This is a genomic window from Actinoallomurus purpureus (assembly GCF_024055795.1).
GTDB lineage: Bacteria > Actinomycetota > Actinomycetes > Streptosporangiales > Streptosporangiaceae > Actinoallomurus > Actinoallomurus purpureus.
Map to the genome: position 1 here is coordinate 74593 of NZ_JAMXMY010000025.1, position 17173 is coordinate 91765.

Below are 17173 nucleotides of genomic sequence, written 5' to 3' on the forward strand. Positions count from 1 at the left end.
TCTCCTGGTCGAAGGCGTGGACGGTGGGTGCGGTCCGGCACCAAAGGTACCCGCGCCGGTCAGGTGCCATCCGGCGAGGCGTCATCGTCCTTGTCGGCGACGCCCGCCGAGTCGAACGTGGCGACCTCGTGCAGCACGCGCACGGCGCTGCTCATGATCGGCAGGGCCAGCACGGCGCCGGTCCCCTCGCCCAGGCGGAGCTCGAGATCGATGAGCGGGCGCAGCTCCAGGAACCACAGGGCGGCGGCGTGGCCCGGCTCGGCCGACCGGTGACCGGCCACGCAGTAGTCGCGGGCGCCGGAGGCCAGTGCCACGGCCACGAGCGCGGCGGCACCGGCTATCACGCCGTCGAGCAGAACGGGAACGCGCTGGGCGGCGGCGCCGAGGATGAAGCCGGCGATCGCCGCGTGCTCCAGCCCGCCGACCTGGGCGAGCATCGCCAGCGGATCGGCGGAGGCGACCCGGGCGTCCGCGCTGTCGCTGCCGTCGTGGCCGGGGAGGTCGGCGCGGGCGCGGGCCAGGGCTGCCTTGACGACCTTGATCTTCCGCGCGTGCGTGGTGTCGTCGATGCCCGTCCCGTACCCGGTGACGCCTTCGACCCTCCGGCCGGTGAAGGCGGCGATGAGAGCGGCCGAGGGGGTGGTGTTGGCGATGCCCATGTCCCCGGTGACCAGACACCGGTGGCCCGCCGCGATCAGGTCGCGGGCCACCTCGATGCCGACCTCGACGGCCCGCCGGGCCTCGTCGGCGGTCATCGCCGGTCCCTGCGTCATGTCGGCGGTGCCGTCCGCCACCTTCCGGGAGAGCAGGCCCGGCGCCGGCGGCAGTTCGCCCTTGACGCCGACGTCGACGACGGTCACCTCGGCGCCCGCCTGCCGGGCGAACGCGTTGACGACCGCCCCTCCTGCGAGGAAGTTCTGCACCATCTGCGCGGTCACCTCCTGCGGCCAGGGCGTGACGCCCTGGGCGTGCACCCCGTGGTCGCCGGCGAACACCGCGACGGCGGCGGGCGACGGCAGCGGCGGCGGGCACACCCCCGCGACCCCGGCGAGGCGGACCCCCAGCTCCTCCAGGGCGCCCAGCGAGCCGCGCGGCTTGGTCAACCGGTCGTGGCGGTCGCGGGCCGCCCGCATGGCCTTCTCGTCCAGCGGCCGGATCGCGGCGATCGTCTCGGCGATGAGCTCCATGGGTTCTCCTCGTTGCGGGGATTCGGCGGGCGTACGTGAAGATCATTAGCAGGCGGCCGGCGACGCCGACCCGCCGGGGTCCCCGTCCTCAGCACGGCGGCAGAGCCCCGCCGGGCACCGGCTCCCGGCGACGTGGTCTCCGCGGACACCGTCCTCAGCACGGCGGTGCGGCGCCACCGGGCACCGGCTCCGACATCTGCGGACACCTGCCCGGCACGGCGATGCGGCCCCGCCGAAAACCCCCGGCGGCCCGACGTCCGCGGACGCCGTGCCCGGCACGGCGGTGCGGCGTCGCCGGGCACCGTCTTCAGCATGACGATGGGGCGTCGCCGAGCACGGCCTTGAGCGCGGTCGTGAAGGCGTCGTTGGTCGGCGCGTCGCGGACGGCGACGCGCAGCCAGTCGGGTCCGAGGCCGGGGAAGGTGTCGCCGCGCCGGACGGCGTATCCGCGGTCGCGCAGCGCCGCGCGTACGGCCAGGCCGCCCCGTGCGGCGGGGACGCGCACGCACAGGAACGACGCGCGCGCGTCCGGGACGACGTGCGGGCCGAGGGCACGGATCGCCGCCGCCAGCCGGTCGCGTTCGACCGCCAGATCGCGGGCCCACCCGTCGGCCTCGGTGAGGGCCCGCGGGCTCGTGCAGGCCTCGGCCGCCACCAGGGCTGGGGTCGAGACCGACCACAGGGGCTGTGCCTCGGCCAGGCGCGCGATCAGCGGCGGCTCGGCGAGGACGTAGCCGACGCGCAGGCCCGCCAGTCCCCACGTCTTGGTGAGGCTGCGGATGACGACGAGTCCGGGGACGCGCTCGCCGGTCCCGGCCAGGACACCGGACGCCAGGCTCTCGGTCTCGCCGGGGACGCAGTCCATGAACGCCTCGTCGACCACGAGCGTCCGGCCCGGCCGGGCCAGCGCGGCGATCGCCGTCGCCGGGTGCAGCACCGACGTCGGGTTGGTCGGGTTGCCGACCATGACGAGGTCGGCGTCCTCGGGCACCGTACCGAGCCGGAAGTCGCCGTCCAGGATCACGCGGTCCGGTGCATGACCCGCCGCGCGCAACGCCGCCTCCGGCTCGGTGAACTGCGGGTGCACGACCACCGCGCGCCGGGGGGCGAGGACGCGGGCGAGCAGGACGAACGCCTCCGCCGCGCCGGCGGTCAGCAGCACCTCGCCGGGAGGACGGCCGTGGCGGCGTGCCACCGCCTCCCGCGCGCGGGAGTCGTCGGGGTAGGCCGCGAGCCGGGTCACGCTGTCGCGCAGCAGCGCGGCGAGCCAGGCGGGCGGCGTCCCCGGGCGCACGTTGACCGCGAGGTCCACCAGGCCGGGCCCGACCTCGGTGTCGCCGTGGTGGCGCAGGTCGACGTCAGCGCGCATGGGCGTGCGACGGGTCGTCCGGGTGGGCGTGCGCGGGGCCGTGGTGGTGGTGACCGTGCGCGGGGTCGTCCGGGTGGTGGTGCGGGAGCTGCGGCGCTCCGACGCGGTCCTCGAACCCCGGCATCGCGATGCGGTACACGCAGGTGTCGCAGTTCATGCGGATGTCCCCGGCCAGGGCCTCCTCGTACCGCTCGGCGACCAGGTCGGCGAGCCCGTCGCAGTCGCCGATCACGTCGGCGCACCGGACCTCCAGGTCCTCGTACGCCGCGGCCTGCGCCGCCACGCGGTCTGGCAGCACGCCGGGGAACAGGAAGTACGGCAGCACGACCACGCGGCGCGCGCCGAGCCGGCGGCAGCGTTCGAGCCCCTCGGGGACGTCGGGCCGGGCCAGCGACACGAACGCCGGCTCCACCATGCCCAGGCCCCGGCCCTCCCAGAGCAGCCGGGCGACCTTGTGGACCTCGGCGTTGGCGTCCGGGTCGGTCGAGCCGCGCCCGACGAGCAGCACGGCGGTGTCGGCGCGCTCGGCCGGGTCCAGGACGGCGGACAGGCGCTCGTCGAGCAGTTCCAGCAGTGTCGGGTGCGGGCCGAGGGGGCGGCCGTAGGAGTACGACAGGCCGGGGCGGCGCGCCCGCTCGCGGGCCAGCGCGCCGGGGATGTCGCCCTTGCCGTGCCCGGCGGCGACCAGCACCATCGGCACGGCGGCGAGCCGGCGGTGCCCGGCGTCGTACAGCGCGGCGACGGCGTCGGTCAGCGGCGGCGGCGACAGCTCGATGAAGCCCCCGGACACGTCGACCGGCAGCCGGCCCCGCAACCGCTCGACGAACCGGCCGAACTCCTCGGCCCCGCTCTCGTCGCGCGTTCCGTGCCCGACCAGCAGCAGCGGCGTCATGCGTTCCCTTCTTCTCGCTCGATCTCCGGGCCCTGGTGGTAGAGCAGGGCGTTGAGCGCGGCGGCGGCCACGGCGGAACCGCCCTTCTCGGAGACGTTGCTGACGGCGGGCAGCCCGCTCCCCCGCAACGCCTCCTTCGACTCGGCGGCTCCGACGAACCCGACCGGCAGCCCGATCACCAGAGCCGGCTCGACGTCGCGCGCGATGATCTCCTCCAGGGCGGTCGGCGCGCAGCCGACGACCCAGATCGCGCCCCGGCCGACCTCGGCGTACGACAGGCGGATCGCCGCCGCCGAACGGGTGATCCCGGCCGCCCGGGCCATCCGCGCGGCGGCCGGGTCCGCGACGGAGCAGACCGTCTCGCGCGCGGTGATCCCGGCGGCGACCATGGCGACGTCGGTGACGATCGGCGCCCCGGCGCGCAGGGCCCGAAGCCCGCGTTCGAGGTGGGCCTCGTCGGTGACGAGGTCGACGGCGTACTCGACGTCGGCGCTGGCGTGGATGACGCGCTCGGCGACGGCCCGCCACAGCGGCGGCATCGGGCTGAGGTCGACGCGCGACCTCAGGATGGCGTACGACCGCTCCTCGATCGGGTGGATGGTCCTGTCGATGATCATGTGCTGCTCCCGTACCTCTGCTCGAACCGGCCCGCTCTCCAGAGGACGGCCGCGACGAGCCAGGAGATGACGAACACGGCGACGATTCCATAGCCGGGGTACTCGAACCGGTCGGCGAGGGAGGCGTAGGAGTCCAGGAACGTCGCCACGCCGAGGATCCCGGACAGGCACATGCGTTCGGCGCGTGTCCAGATCCCGGCCGTCAGTTGCACGGGGGGTGCCGTCACAGGGCCTCCTTGGTGGGCCCGGTGGCCCGGCCGGCTCGCCGGGTCACGGGAGTTCCTCGATCGCGTCGACGGGGCAGATCTCGGCGCATTCGCCGCATCCGGTGCAGCGGTCGGTCAGGACGCGCAGTGGGTCGCCGCCGTTCGCGGCCCACCCGGCGTGCGGGCGGATGGCGTGTTCGGGGCAGGTGAGCAGGCAGGCGCCGCAGCCCTGGCAGCGTCCGGTGACGCGCACGGTCAGGCCCATCGGTACCCACGGGGGGTGACGAAGCGGCCGGCGACGGCGCGGCTGCGGCTGGATCCGACGATGACGACGGTGAACATGTCGATCCGCGCCGGGTCGAGGTCGGCGAGGGTCGTCAGCGTCACCGCCTGGTCGGGGCGAGCGGCGTTGCGGACGTACCCGACCGGCGTCTCCGGCGGGCGGTGGGCGGCGAGGATCTCCAGCGCCTTCGGCAGCTGCCAGTCGCGCGCCCGGCTGCGGGGGTTGTAGAGACACACCGTGAAGTCGCCCTCGGCGGCGGCGGTGACCCGGCGCTCGATGGCCTCCCAGGGGGTGTGCAGGTCGGAAAGGGAGATGTAGGCGTGGTCGTGGCCGAGCGGCGCGCCGAGGACGCCTGCGGCGGCCACCGCCGCGGTGATGCCGGGGACGCCCTCGACGTCGATGTCGGAGCCGGCGAACTCCAGGGCCGGGCTCGCCATGGCGTACACCCCGGCGTCGCCGGAGCCGACGAGCGCGACCGCGCGGCCCGCCGACGCCTCTGCGACGGCGGTACGGGCGCGCTCCTCCTCCTGGCCGAGACCCGACGCGATCACGCGGGTGCCGGGGCGGATGAGGTCGCGGACCTGGTCGAGGTACTGGTCGAGGCCGACGACGACGGACGCCCGCTGGAGCGCGGTGATCGCGCGGGGCGTCAGCAGGTCGCGCGCGCCGGGGCCCAGGCCGATGATCGCGAGCCGCCCGCGCGGCCTGAGCCGGGCGACCGCCGCCGTGGCGTTCGCCGACTTGCGCTTCTCCACCATGAGCGCGGCGTCCCGGCCGTGGGCCCGCGCCCCGTGCAGGGCGGCGGCCTCGGCGACGCTGGGCGTGCCGACCTCCGCGCGGACCACCTCGGAGGGGTTGGGGACCACGACCGCCGCGAGGGTCTCCGCCGGGTAGGTGACGACCTCCCAGCCGCGCGCGGCGGCGGCCTGGAGAATGCCGTCCTCGTCGGCCTTCAGGTCGACGGTCGCGAGACACCGTACGGACTCGGGGGCCAGCATGTCGGCGGCCAGTGCCTGGTCGACCAGCGTGCCGACCTCCTCGGCGGAGACACCGCGCGCCGAGCCGACCCCGACGACCAGTGATCGCGGCCGGTAGACGAGGGCTCCGTCGAACCAGCGGCAGTCGTGGCCCATGCAGTCGTACTCGGCGTTGTCGGTGATGAGGATGTGGTGCCCGGCGTCGCCGGCGTCCGGTGAGACGTTGGGCGGCAGCGGGGGCAGCGGCCAGTGGTCCGCCCCGTCGATCCACACGGGTTCGCCGGACAGCACGGCCGCGCCGACGTGCGCGAGCAGCTCGGGGTTGTGAACGGTGAAGCCGAGGTCGGCGCCGTAGGAGTCGAGCGGGGTGACGTTGCTCTGGTCGCTGGCGGTCGTCACCACGGGCCGGCAGCCGAGCACCCCGGTGAGGCGGTGGGCGAGGAGGTTGGCCCCGTGGTGGCCGCCGAGGACGGCGACGGCGAACGCCATCGACTCGTCCACGCAGACGACGGCGGGGTCGGTGGTCTTGTGGCCGAGCAGCGGCGCGAGGACGCGTACGGTCGCGCCGACGGCCAGGAAGCTCACGATGGCGTCACAGGTCCGCCACGCCTCGCGCAGCGCGTCGGCGGCCTTGTCCGCCGTCAGGACGCGGACCTCGTCCGGCCAGGCGGCCCGCAGCGTCTCCGCCGCCGTCCGGCCGCTCGCCGTCGCCGCGACGACCCCGATCCGCCCGACGCCCGTCCTCTCCCTCACCGCATCCTCCCCGTCAGCACGAACACCGGATTCTGGGCGTCCAGGCGGAACGAACCGCCGGGCAGGTCCGCGAACCGCGACGCGGCCAGTTGCACGCCCTCGACCGCGTAGCCGGCGTCGGCCAGCAGCCGCCGGGCGGCCACCGCCCGGTCGACCGCCGCGAACGTCGCCACCGCCGTGCCCGGACGGCGCGCGAGAGCGCCGCCGAGCGCGTCGAGCCCGCCGCCGCCGACGAACACCGCGTCCGGGTCGGGCAGCCCGTCGTACGCCTCGGGCGCGGCGCCCTCGACGACCCGTACGCCGGTCGAGCGGGCGTTGCGCCGGATGAGGTCGCAGGCCGCCGGGTCGCGTTCGACGGCGATCACGGCCGCGTGGTGCTCGGCGCACTCGACGCCGACCGAGCCGCTGCCCGCTCCGACGTCCCAGATGAGCGTGCCGAGCGTCGGCCGCAGCCGGGACAGGACGACGGCGCGCACCTCCCATTTGGTGATCATCCCGGCGCGGTGCTCGTAGCCGTCGTCGGCGTACGCCCAGCCGTCCGGCGGCGCCGTGGGCTGGTCATGCAGACGGGGCCCCTCCGCCGGCCGGTGCTCGTCGAGGGCGATGACGACGTTCGGGTCGGTCCAGTCGCGGGCGGCGGCCTCGGCCGGGGTGCAGCGGACGACCCGTTCGCCGGGGCCGCCGAGGCGCTCGGCCACCCACAGGACACGGTCCCACCCCGCGAGCTCGGCGCCGATCTCGCCGGGGCCGCAGGCGGGCGAGGTGAGGACGGCGACCTTGGGCATCGCCCGGCAGGCGTTGACGGCCGCACGCGGGTCGCGGCCGTGCGCGCTGACCACGACGGCGTCGTCCCACGGCAGGCCGATCCGCGCGAACGCGCCGGCCACCGAGGAGACGGCTGGCAGGACCTCCGGGGCGTGCCCGTGCTCGCGAAGCGACCGCAGGATGCCGAAGAACCCCGGGTCGCCACTGGCGAGCACCACGACGTCGTCGCCGGCCACCGCGTCGATCTCGGCGAGCGCCGCCGGGACGTCGCCGAGCACGATCCGGCGGACGCGCTCCGGCGGGCGTACCGCCTCCAGGTGCCGCCGTCCGCCGACGACCAGCGAGGCCTTCTGGAGCCGGTCCATCGCCCGCTCGGGCAGGGGGGAGCCGTCGCAGCCCACGACCGTGATCATCGGGCGAGCCGCCCGTACATGGCGATCATCCGTTTGCCGGTGAAGTCGACCAGGACCACCTGGGCCGCGACGCCGTTCGCGCCCGGCACCTGTGCCGCCTCGTCCTCGGCGAACCGCTCCAGGACCCCGGCGACGCGGCGGCACAGCTCACGGCCGGCGCGGCCGAGCAGCCCGGCGGACTCCCACAGCTCGTACGCGTGCCGCGCCGTGTTGGCCTCCGCGACCTCCGCGGCGAGGTCCTCGGGTCCGCCGACCGCGGTCGTGATCTCTCCGAGCAGCGCGGTGTCGACCTTCGAGCGCGTGTAGTGCGTCATGAGCACTCCGGACGCGAGCTTGGTGAGCTTGCCCGCCATGCCGACGAACACGACCTGGGTGACGCCGTTCTCCACGGCCCGGCGCAGCGCGGCCCCGGTGAAGTCGCCGACCTCGACGAAGCACACGGCGGGCAGCTTCGGCAGGAGCTTCATCGCGCCCTGCTCGGTGCGGCCGCCGGTGCACAGGACGAGCGACCGCTCCCCCTGTGCGGCCATCACCGCGACCGCCTGCTCGACGCTCGCCCGCCACGACGCCGTCGAGAACGGGCGGACGATCCCCGTCGTGCCCAGGATCGAGATGCCGCCCAGGATGCCGAGCCGCTTGTTCGTGGTCTTGCGCGCCATCTTCTCCCCCTCGGGTACCGAGATGACGACGCGTACGCCCCGTGTGTTCAGGTCCACCGACTCCCCCACCGCCTGTTGGATCATCTGCCGGGGCACCGGGTTGATCGCCGGGCCGCCCAGCTCCAGGCCGAGCCCGGGCCTGGTGACGACCCCCACCCCGACGCCGCCGTCCAGCTCGATGCCCGGCTCGTCCCGCCAGGAGACCGTGGCGGTCAGATGGGCACCGTCCGTGACGTCAGGGTCGTCTCCCGCGTCCTTGATCACCACTGCTTCGGCCCGCCCGTCGTGGATCAGGCAGGAGTCCACCGCGAACGTCACCCGCCGGCCCGACGGCAGCGCCACCTCGACGACCTCCGGGACGACGCCCGTGACCAGCGCCTCCGCCGCGGCCTTGGCCGCCGCCGAGGCGCACGTGCCCGTCGTCCAGCCGGTGCGCAGCGCCTTGCCGCGGACCTTCATGGTCCGCGGCATGTCGGGCTCGTAGGGGGTGCTCATCGCCGGTCCGCTCAGCCGCCCCGCAGCGCCTTGCGTGCCGTACGGTCCGCGCGCCGGTGGCCGTGGAAGTGCCCCGGGTGATACAGGTGCGAGCGGGTGCCGCCGGCCTCGAGCGCGGCGCCGACGAGCACGAGCGTGTGCTTCCACAGCCTGTGCTGCTTGACCGTCTCGGCCAGCGCGTCCAGGCGGCAGCGCACGATCAGCTCGTCCGGCCACGTGCACTGGTAGGCGATCACGCACGGCGTGTCCGGCGGGTACCCGCCCTCGAGGAGCTCGTCCTGCAGCTGCCTCGACCGCGCCGCCGACAGGAACAGCGCCATCGTCGTGCCGTGCCGGGCGAACTCCCGAACCTCCTCCCCCGGCGGCATCGGCGTCTTGCCGCCGCCGAGCCGGGTCAGGATCACCGACTGGGCGACCTCGGGGATGGTCAGCTCCCGGCCGACGGCGGCGGCGACCGCCGAGAAGCTCGACACGCCCGGCACGATCTCGGTGTCGAGGCCGAGGGTCCGGCAGCGGTCGAGCTGCTCCTGCAGCGCCCCCCACAGCGCGGGGTCGCCGGAGTGGATCCGCGCCACGGTCAGCCCCTCGGCGGCGGCGCGCTCGTAGTACGGCAGCACGCCCTCCATGGGCAGCCGCGCCGAGTCGACGATCTCCGCGTCCGGGCGGGCGTGCTGGAGGACGTCCTCGTGGACCAGGCTGGCCGCCCAGATCACCACGTCGGCCTCGGCGATCGCCTTCGCCGCCCGGAACGTCAGCAGGTCCGCCGCGCCCGGCCCCGCACCGACGAACACCACGCGTCCCGTCATCTTCTCCCCCTCAGTTTCCCGCCGGTGGTCGTCCGGCGTCCGGGCACGATCAGCGTCGACAGGTACGGAACCGGCCCCTGGAGTTCCCTGGCCGCCCGTACGTCCTCGTCGGGCAGGCCCAACCGCGCGCCGTACACCGCGTCGTCGAGCCGGCCGGCGTCCCGTACGGCGGCGAGGGTCTCGCCGGCGACCCGGCCGAACTTGTACGCGACGACGGTGTCGCACGTCTCCAGCGCCGTGCGCAGGGCGGCGGTGCCGCCCGTCAGCGGCAGCAGGCACAGCGACTCGTCGCCCTCGGTCAGGACGGTCCCCGACCGCGCCGCGAGGTCCTGCATGGCGGTGACGCCCGGCACGGTCTCGACCTCGACGCCCGGCTCCCGCGAGCGCACGGTCCGCGCGAGGTAGGTGAAGGTGGAGTAGACGTTCGGGTCGCCGATCGTGGCGAACGCGACCGTCCGCGCGCCGCCCGCGAACGCCTCGACGACCCGGCGCGCGGCGGCGTCCCAAGCGGTCACCCGCCGCTCGCTCAGCCCGTTCGGGTCGTTCAGCGCGAAGACGACGCGCTCGGCCCTGTCGGTGTACGCGCGCACGACGGACTCGGCGCGGCCGGGCTCGTCGAGCGCCATGACCGGGACGAGCACGACGTCGGCCTCGCGCAGGATCCGCACCGCGCGGACGGTGACGAGCTCCGGGTCGCCGGGCCCGACGCCCACGCCGACCAGCCTCGGCCTGTCAGGGTTCATGTGAGTTCGCTCTCCAGCAGGCTGAACAGCACGGCGTCGACCCGCCCGGCCGGAGTGAGGGTGGCCTCGCGGAGCACGCCCTCACGGGTGAAGCCGGCCTTCTCGGCGACGCCCTGCGAGGCGTGGTTGCCGACGGCGGCCAGCAGCTCCACCCGGTGCAACCCCTTCCCGAAGGCGTACGCGGCCGCGCCGCGCGTCGCCTCGACGGCGTACCCCTTGCGCCGGGCCCAGGGCGCGATCCAGTAACCGACCTCGACGCGGCCGTCCGTCCAGTCGGCACGGCTGAGGCCGACGGTGCCGACGAACCGGTCACCATCGACGATGGCGAAGTTGACCCCGTGCCCCGGATCGGCGTTGGAGTGCGTGACGCACCAGGCCAGCGCGGTCTCGGCGGTCTGGGCGGGCGCCCAGGCCATCCAGCGGAGGATCTCCGGGTCGCGGCTCGCCGCCAGGACGTCCGGGGCGTCGGCCTCCTCGAACGGGCGCAGCAGCAGCCGCTGGGTCTCCAGCAGCACACCCACGTCGAAAGTCATCGGCAGGCTCCCACGAAACGTCGCGCCATCTCCGGACTACCAGCCCAATGCAGATGGAGGTAGGAGGCAAGGCGCGTGCCGCCGGCGAATCCCTCCGGGTCCGATCCGGACCACCGCCAGGCGGGTTCGGCGCCCGGCCCGCGGCGCACCGCCGTCCGGTGGAACTCGTGCCCCCGGAAGCGTTCGCCCGTCCGCGCCACCGGCGAGTCGCGCACCGCGACGGCCTCACGGTAGCCGAGGGTGAGCCGGGAGGTCATGCGCGCCTCCGCGTCGACGACCCCGCACATCGGCGCGCCGTCCAGGGTGCGGGCGAGGTACAGCAGGCCGGCGCACTCGGCGTAGATCGGCCCGTCGAACGCGGCGACCCGGCGGCGCAGCGGTTCGTTGGCCGCCAGCTCGCCCGCGTACATCTCGGGGAAGCCGCCGCCGATCACGACGCCGCGTGTGCCCTCCGGCAGCGCCTCGTCGCGCAGCGGGTCGAACGGCACGACCCGCGCCCCGGCGGCCGCCAGCAGTTCGTCGTTCTCGGCGTACCCGAACGTGAACGCCGGGCCGCCCGCGACCGCGACCACCGGACGCGCGCCCGGCGGGACGGCTAGATCCTGCGACGCGTGCTCCGCCGCGTCCCAGGGGCGGGCGTCGACGGGCGGTGCTCCGTGGGCGAGGGCGAGCAGGCCCTGAAGGTCGCACGACTCCCCTACGAGGGCGCCGAGCCGCTCGACGGTCCGTACGGCCTCGGCCCGGCGTTCGGCCGCCGGGATGAGGCCGAGATGGCGTGACGGGGTGCCGGCGTCCTCGTGCCGCCGCAGCACCCCGAGCACCGGCAGCCCGGTCTCCTCGATCGCCGCGCGGCAGATCCGCTCGTGCCGGTCCGAGCCGATGCGGTTGAGGATCACGCCGCCGATCCGCACCGTGGAGTCGTAGGTCGTGAATCCGTGGACCAGCGCGGCGATCGAGCGGCCCGCCGACGAGGCGTCCACGACGAGGACGACCGGCGCGGCCAGGAGCCGGGCCACGTGCGCGGTCGAGGCGAACCCGCCCGCATCGCCGGTCTCGGCGCCGTCGAACAGCCCCATGACGCCCTCGATCACGGCGACGTCCGCGCCGCGCGCGCCGTGCAGGAACAGCGGCGCGATGAGCTCCTCCGACGTCAGCCAGGGGTCGAGGTTGCGGCCCGGCCGCCCGGCCGCGAGCGCGTGGTAGCCGGGGTCGATGTAGTCCGGCCCGACCTTGTGCGGCGAGACGTCGAGCCCGCGCGCGGTCAGCGCGGCCATCAGCCCCGTGGCCACCGTCGTCTTGCCGCTCCCGGAGGCGGGCGCGGCGACGACGATCCGCGGCATCCTCACCGGACCGCCCGCGTGGTCGTGCGGCGCCGGCCGGCCGTCACCATTCGATGCCCTTCTGGCCCTTCTGGCCGGCGTCCATGGGGTGCTTGACCTTGCCCATCTCGGTGACGAGGTCGGCGAGCTCCACCAGGCGCGGGTCGGCGTCACGGCCGGTGATGACGACGTGCTGGTGACCCGGCCGGTCCCGCAGCGTCGCGACGACGTCCTCGACGTCCACCCATCCCCACTTCATGGGATAGGTGAACTCGTCGAGCACGTACAGCGTGTAGGTCTGCGCGGCCAGGTCGCGTTTGATCTGCTCCCAGCCCTCGCGGGCGTCCGCCGCGTGGTCCTCCTCCGCACCGGGCCGCTGGATCCAGGACCAGCCCTCGCCCATCTTGTGCCAGGTGACCGGGCCGCCCTCGCCCGACTCGCCGAGCACCCGCAGCGCGCGTTCCTCGCCGATGCGCCACTTGGCGGACTTGACGAACTGGAACACCCCGATCGGCCAGCCCTGGTTCCAGCCCCGCAGGGCCAGCCCGAAGGCGGCGGTCGACTTGCCCTTCCCCGGCCCGGTGTGGACGACCACGAGAGGCCGGTTGCGGCGCTGCCGGGTGGTGAGCCCGTCGTCGGGTACAGACACCGGCTTACCCTGCGGCATGTCGATCCTTTCCGGGGACGGTCACGGGGGCCTGCGGGGTCACGCCGCCGCCCTGCTGTCGTTGACGACGCCGGTGAGGGCGTCGGCGGCCAGCTCCTCCAGGCGCACGACCTCGGCGCCGAGGCGGGCGGCGAGCCCGCCGGCGAGTCCGAGGCGCACCGGTCCGCGCTCGCAGTCGACCACCACCGAGGTGACACCGCGCAGCAGGTCGGCCGCGCGCAGCGCGTCGGCCGGCGAGCCGTGGGTGGCCCTCCCGTCGGTCACGAGGACGAGCAGGGGGCGGCGGGCGGGGTCGCGCAGCCGCTCGGCGCGCAGCACGTCCGCCGCGCGCAGCAGGCCCGCGGCCAGGGGGGTGCGGCCGCCGGTGGGCAGGGTCTCCAGGCGGCGGGCGCCGGCCTCCACGGAGGAGGTCGGCGGCAGCGCGAGCTCGGCCGACGTGCCCCGGAAGGTGATCAGGCCGACCTTGTCGCGGCGCTGGTAGGCGTCGAGGAGGAGGCTGAGCACGGCGCCCTTGACGGCGCGCATCCGCTGCCGGGCGGCCATCGAGCCGCTGGCATCGACGAGGAACATCACCAGGTTGCCCTCGCGGCCCTCCCGGACGCGCTCACGCAGGTCGCCGCGGCGGATCACGAGCCCGGTGCCGGTGCGGCCGCGGGCGCGCTGGTGGGGGGCCGACGCGAGGAGCGTGGCGGTCAGGTGCACCGACCGCGCGCCCGGCCGCGCACCGGTCGTCCGGCCGTACGGCGTGCGGGCCCGCGAGCGGCGGCCCGGCGCGCCGTCGCCAAGACCGGGGACGGTGAACACCCGCGTCCGGTAGACCGCGTCGGCGGGCGCCGGCTCGGGGACGTCCTCCCGGGTGCGCTCGCCGGCGTCCTCCCGGGTGCGCTCGTCGGCGTCCTCGCCGGACAGCGCCTGCTCGATGTCGACCAGGGCGCCCTCCTGGGGGTCCGGTCGGGTCGAGTCGTCGGGCGTGTCCGGGTCCGACCCGTCCGGTCCCCCGCCGCCGGGCCCGTCGTCCGGGCCGGGGTCGTCGGGGTCGGGGTCCTCGGAGTCCGCCTCCGGACCGGTCCCGGCGCCCGGGCCGGGAGGGCCCGGGTCGCGCTTCGTGCCCCGGGGGGGTCGGGTGCTCGGCGCCGGGGGATCGTCGGAGTCGTAGCCGCCCGTGTTCTCGAGGACCTCGTCGAGTTTGTCCTCGTCGAGGCCCGGCGCGTCGAAGGGGTCGCGGCGGCGCCGGTGCGGGAGGGCGAGGCGGGCCGCGACGCGCACGTCCTCCGCGGTGACGACCGTACGGTCGTGCCACGCGGCGAGGGCCATCGCGGCGCGGGCCATGACGATGTCGGCCCGCAGCCCGTCCACCTCGAACGCCGCGCACACCGCCGTGATCTGACGCAGCGCGCCGTCCGGCAGGACGACCTCGGGCAGCAGGGTGCGGGCCTCCCCGATTCGCCAGGCGAGCTCGGTCTCGGCCCGCGCCCAGTCGGCCGCGAACGCCGCCGGGTCCGCCTCGTACGCCAGGCGGCGGCGGACGACCTCGGCCCGTTCGTCCGGGTCGCGGGTGGCGGCCACCTCCACCGTGAGGCCGAACCGGTCGAGCAGCTGCGGTCGCAGCTCGCCCTCTTCGGGGTTCATCGTGCCGACGAGCAGGAACCGCGAGGCGTGCCGGACGGAGACGCCCTCGCGTTCGACGTACGAGTGGCCCATCGCGGCGGCGTCGAGGAGCAGGTCGACGAGGTGGTCGTGGAGCAGGTTCACCTCGTCGACGTACAGCACGCCGCGGTGCGCGGCGGCCAGCAGGCCGGGCTGGTAGGCCTGGACGCCTTCGGTGAGGGCGCGTTCGAGGTCGAGTGAGCCGGTGAGGCGGTCCTCGGCCGCGCCGATCGGCAGCTCGACGAGCCGGGCGGGCCGCACCAGGGTGCCGTCGCCGTCGCCGTGCGGGCCGTCGGGACACCGCGGGTCGGGCGCCTCCGGGTCGCAGGAGAACCGGCAGTCCGCCACGACCGCGACCTCCGGCAGCAGCGCGGCGAGCGCGCGCACGATGGTGGACTTCGCGGTCCCCTTCTCGCCACGGACCAGCACTCCGCCCACGGACGGTGAGACCGCGTTGATCATGAGGGCGAGCTTGAGGTCCGCCATGCCGGTGATGGCGGAGAACGGATAGGTGTTCACCCGGTGGTCGTCCTTTCCTCGGGTTAACGCGCCCGTAGGTGGCATGGCGTCGGCGGCCGGAGTCTCCTGGCTCCCGGATCACCGCCCGCCCTCGGCCTTCCGGCTCACGCCGTGGCCTGCGTTGAGGAAGAACTCCCCGGTCACAGTTGCGCGACAGCCCCGGATTCGCACCGGGTTCCTCCGCGTACCGCCGGAGGACAGCATGACATATCCGGCCTGGCCCGCGACAGCGCAGGTACGGCCACCCTCCGGGATACCCGGTGGCGAAGGGGTCGAGGAGCGTCCGGCCGCTGCCGGGCGGGCGGAGATCTGCTTGAATAGAACCTGTTCTACTTTCAGGGGAGGCGCGGATGAGGCTCGGCATCAACGTCGGCTACTGGCAGCGGGATCCGGAGGACGCGACCGAGACGGTGCTGGCCGCCGAGCGGCTCGGCTACGAGTACGTCTACACAGCCGAGGCCTACGGCTCCGACGCCTTCACGACGCTCACCTGGTACGGCGCCCGGACCTCCCGCATCAAGCTGGGCACGGCGGTGGTGCAGATGTCCGCCCGCACGCCCGCCGCCACCGCCATGCACGCGCTGACCCTCGACGCGCTGTCCGGCGGCCGGCTCACCCTGGGGATCGGCGCGTCCGGCCCCCAGGTCGTGGAGGGCTGGTACGGCGTGCCGTTCGCCCGGCCGCTCGAGCGCACCCGCGAGTACGTACGGATCCTGCGCGACGTCTGGCGGCGCGCGGAGCCGGTCACCTCCCCCGGACCGCACTACCCACTGCCGCTCCCGGCCTCGGCGTACGGACCGGGCCGCGTCACCGGCCTCGGCAAGCCGCTCAAGTCGATCGCCCACCCGGTGCGCCCGCGGATCCCGGTCTACCTCGGCGCGGAGGGCCCGAAGAACATCGCCCTGGCGGCCGAGCTCGCCGACGGCTGGCTCCCCCTCTTCGTCGACCCCACGCGGATCGAGACGGTCTTCGGCGCGCCGCTGGCCGGTCGCCGCGAGGGGTTCGACATCGCCGCGACGGTGACGACGATCGTGACCGACGACCTGGCGACGGCGCTGGAGTTCGCCAAGATCCCGCTGGCCTTCTACATCGGCGGCATGGGGGCCAGGGACCGCAATTTCCACCTCGACCTCATCGGACGGCTGGGATACGCCGAGGAGGCCGCCCGGGTGCAGGAGCTGTTCCTGTCGGGCCGGCGCGACGAGGCGATCAAGGCGGTGCCGGACGAGCTGGCCGACTCGATCTCCCTGCTGGGCCCGATCGGCCGCGTCAGGGAGCGCCTGCAACTGTGGCGCGACTCGCCCGTGACCACGCTCCTCATCGCCGGAGTCAAGGACGAGCCGACACTGAAGGCGATCCGCGACCTCGTACAGCCCTGACCGGCCCCAGCGAGGCGCCGCCGGCTCCGGGCCACGGTCAGGCTCCAGGCCACCGTCAGCTCCGGACCACCGTCAGCTCCAGGCACGGGAGAGCATCCACGTGCCGGTCGCCTGGTCGTGGCGCAGCTCGTAGACGCCGACCGCCCGGTCCGGGGTGGCCTCCACACGCCAGAACTCGCGCTCGGAACCCTCCGGGGCCTCCGGGTGGCGTTCGTGCCACCAGTCGCGGGTGGTGACCCAGCGGTCCAGCACCCGGAGCACGGTGTAGAGCCGGCCGCGCCAGACGAAGCGCGAGGGCCTGCCGTCGGTGAGCCAGACCTCCACCGGGTCGCCGTACACCCGGCTCATCGCCCGCCGCCCGGCGCGTCTCCACGCCCCACGGGTCCATCGCTCGCTCCGCCCACGCGGGCCGCCCACCTTCCGGATCGGTGACAGGAGTGAGCCTGGGGGAAGACAGGCGACAGACTCGAACATACGTTCGGAGGAGTCACTTGTAAAGGCCCATCGGGAATCCCCGGCCGGGGTCGGCGGCCCGCCTGTGCGATGGGCCCGGCGGCGGGAGTCAGACGCCGAGGGCCTGCGCGATCGACTCGGCCGCGCCGACGGGGTCGGCGGCGTCCGCCTGGCCGCCCCCGCCCCACAGGTAGGACCAGCCGATCCGGGACGTCGGCATGGCGACGACCATGACACTCTGCCCGCTGGACGGGTCCACCACGCGCAGCATGGGCTCCTCGGCCCCGACCAGAAGGCCTCGCAGGCCGCGCCCCTCCACCTCGCGGGCGAGCGCCTCCAGATGACGGCGCCGCGGCCCGGACGCAGAATCCGCAGTGGCGGCCATGGTTTGCCACCCCTCTCGCGCTTGGACGATACGGCAGGAAGGGGTACGCCCTAGGGCGTTCAACAGGTAAGGTGCCATCCGGTGGCAAAAGGTGCCCAGGTGGCAA

At 74.9% G+C, this 17173-nt stretch carries 18 protein-coding genes and 1 riboswitch; of the genes, 1 reads left to right on the forward strand and 17 read right to left on the reverse strand.

Annotation, left to right across the window (positions count from 1 at the left end):
- Positions 1-59 precede the first annotated feature (59 nt).
- The 15 genes from cobT to NE236_RS35490 form a co-directional block, all read right to left on the reverse strand.
- Positions 60-1187: a nicotinate-nucleotide--dimethylbenzimidazole phosphoribosyltransferase gene (gene cobT / locus NE236_RS35420; protein WP_252846608.1), complete on the reverse strand. Its 1128-nt coding sequence runs from the start codon at positions 1185-1187 to the stop codon at positions 60-62.
- A 307-nt stretch (positions 1188-1494) separates the two neighbouring features.
- Positions 1495-2556 carry an Rv2231c family histidinol phosphate aminotransferase CobC gene (gene cobC / locus NE236_RS35425; protein ID WP_252846609.1) on the reverse strand — a complete coding sequence of 354 codons (1062 nt, stop codon included), beginning with the start codon at positions 2554-2556 and terminating at the stop codon, positions 1495-1497.
- Complete coding sequence (locus tag NE236_RS35430) at positions 2546-3448, reverse strand: sirohydrochlorin chelatase (protein WP_252846610.1); 903 nt, start codon at positions 3446-3448, stop codon at positions 2546-2548. Before NE236_RS35430 ends, cobC begins: the two co-directional genes overlap by 11 nt.
- Positions 3445-4065, reverse strand: a complete 621-nt coding sequence (locus tag NE236_RS35435) for a precorrin-8X methylmutase (RefSeq protein ID WP_252846611.1) — start codon at positions 4063-4065, stop codon at positions 3445-3447. Before NE236_RS35435 ends, NE236_RS35430 begins: the two co-directional genes overlap by 4 nt.
- Positions 4062-4292 (reverse strand): hypothetical protein, encoded by a 231-nt coding sequence (locus NE236_RS35440; RefSeq protein WP_252846612.1) that lies wholly within the window; start codon positions 4290-4292, stop codon positions 4062-4064. Before NE236_RS35440 ends, NE236_RS35435 begins: the two co-directional genes overlap by 4 nt.
- Positions 4293-4335: 43 nt before the next feature.
- The gene (locus NE236_RS35445) at positions 4336-4536 is read right to left on the reverse strand and encodes a ferredoxin family protein (RefSeq protein ID WP_252846613.1); all 201 of its coding nucleotides are present in this window, start codon (positions 4534-4536) and stop codon (positions 4336-4338) included.
- Positions 4527-6284, reverse strand: coding sequence for a precorrin-3B C(17)-methyltransferase (gene cobJ / locus NE236_RS35450; RefSeq protein WP_252846614.1), 1758 nt, complete (start codon positions 6282-6284; stop codon positions 4527-4529). Before cobJ ends, NE236_RS35445 begins: the two co-directional genes overlap by 10 nt.
- Positions 6281-7462, reverse strand: coding sequence for a precorrin-6y C5,15-methyltransferase (decarboxylating) subunit CbiE (gene cbiE / locus NE236_RS35455; RefSeq protein WP_252846615.1), 1182 nt, complete (start codon positions 7460-7462; stop codon positions 6281-6283). Before cbiE ends, cobJ begins: the two co-directional genes overlap by 4 nt.
- Complete coding sequence (locus NE236_RS35460; RefSeq protein WP_252846616.1) at positions 7459-8616, reverse strand: cobalt-precorrin-5B (C(1))-methyltransferase; 1158 nt, start codon at positions 8614-8616, stop codon at positions 7459-7461. The genes cbiE and NE236_RS35460 overlap by 4 nt, the downstream gene beginning before the upstream one ends.
- A gap of 11 nt (positions 8617-8627) precedes the next feature.
- Positions 8628-9422, reverse strand: a complete 795-nt coding sequence (gene cobM / locus NE236_RS35465; RefSeq protein WP_252846617.1) for a precorrin-4 C(11)-methyltransferase — start codon at positions 9420-9422, stop codon at positions 8628-8630.
- Positions 9419-10165, reverse strand: coding sequence for a precorrin-2 C(20)-methyltransferase (gene cobI / locus NE236_RS35470; RefSeq protein WP_252846618.1), 747 nt, complete (start codon positions 10163-10165; stop codon positions 9419-9421). Before cobI ends, cobM begins: the two co-directional genes overlap by 4 nt.
- Complete coding sequence (locus tag NE236_RS35475) at positions 10162-10698, reverse strand: GNAT family N-acetyltransferase (RefSeq protein ID WP_252846619.1); 537 nt, start codon at positions 10696-10698, stop codon at positions 10162-10164. Before NE236_RS35475 ends, cobI begins: the two co-directional genes overlap by 4 nt.
- Positions 10695-12038, reverse strand: a complete 1344-nt coding sequence (locus NE236_RS35480; protein WP_252846680.1) for a cobyrinic acid a,c-diamide synthase CobB — start codon at positions 12036-12038, stop codon at positions 10695-10697. The genes NE236_RS35475 and NE236_RS35480 overlap by 4 nt, the downstream gene beginning before the upstream one ends.
- Before the next feature lie 43 nt (positions 12039-12081).
- Positions 12082-12684: a cob(I)yrinic acid a,c-diamide adenosyltransferase gene (gene cobO, locus NE236_RS35485; RefSeq protein ID WP_252846620.1), complete on the reverse strand. Its 603-nt coding sequence runs from the start codon at positions 12682-12684 to the stop codon at positions 12082-12084.
- Positions 12685-12723: 39 nt separating this feature from the next.
- Positions 12724-14895: a putative cobaltochelatase gene (locus tag NE236_RS35490; RefSeq protein WP_372494488.1), complete on the reverse strand. Its 2172-nt coding sequence runs from the start codon at positions 14893-14895 to the stop codon at positions 12724-12726.
- A gap of 14 nt (positions 14896-14909) precedes the next feature.
- Positions 14910-15031, reverse strand: a riboswitch (cobalamin riboswitch).
- Between the two features lie 169 nt (positions 15032-15200).
- Here NE236_RS35490 and NE236_RS35495 point away from each other — a divergent pair.
- Positions 15201-16229: an LLM class F420-dependent oxidoreductase gene (locus NE236_RS35495; protein WP_252846621.1), complete on the forward strand. Its 1029-nt coding sequence runs from the start codon at positions 15201-15203 to the stop codon at positions 16227-16229.
- 72 nt (positions 16230-16301) lie between these two features.
- On the opposite strand, the gene NE236_RS35500 is transcribed toward NE236_RS35495, so the two are convergent.
- Both NE236_RS35500 and NE236_RS35505 read right to left on the reverse strand, forming a co-directional pair.
- Positions 16302-16577 (reverse strand): DUF6504 family protein, encoded by a 276-nt coding sequence (locus tag NE236_RS35500; protein WP_252846622.1) that lies wholly within the window; start codon positions 16575-16577, stop codon positions 16302-16304.
- A gap of 214 nt (positions 16578-16791) precedes the next feature.
- The gene (locus tag NE236_RS35505) at positions 16792-17067 is read right to left on the reverse strand and encodes a hypothetical protein (RefSeq protein WP_252846623.1); all 276 of its coding nucleotides are present in this window, start codon (positions 17065-17067) and stop codon (positions 16792-16794) included.
- Positions 17068-17173 lie beyond the last annotated feature (106 nt).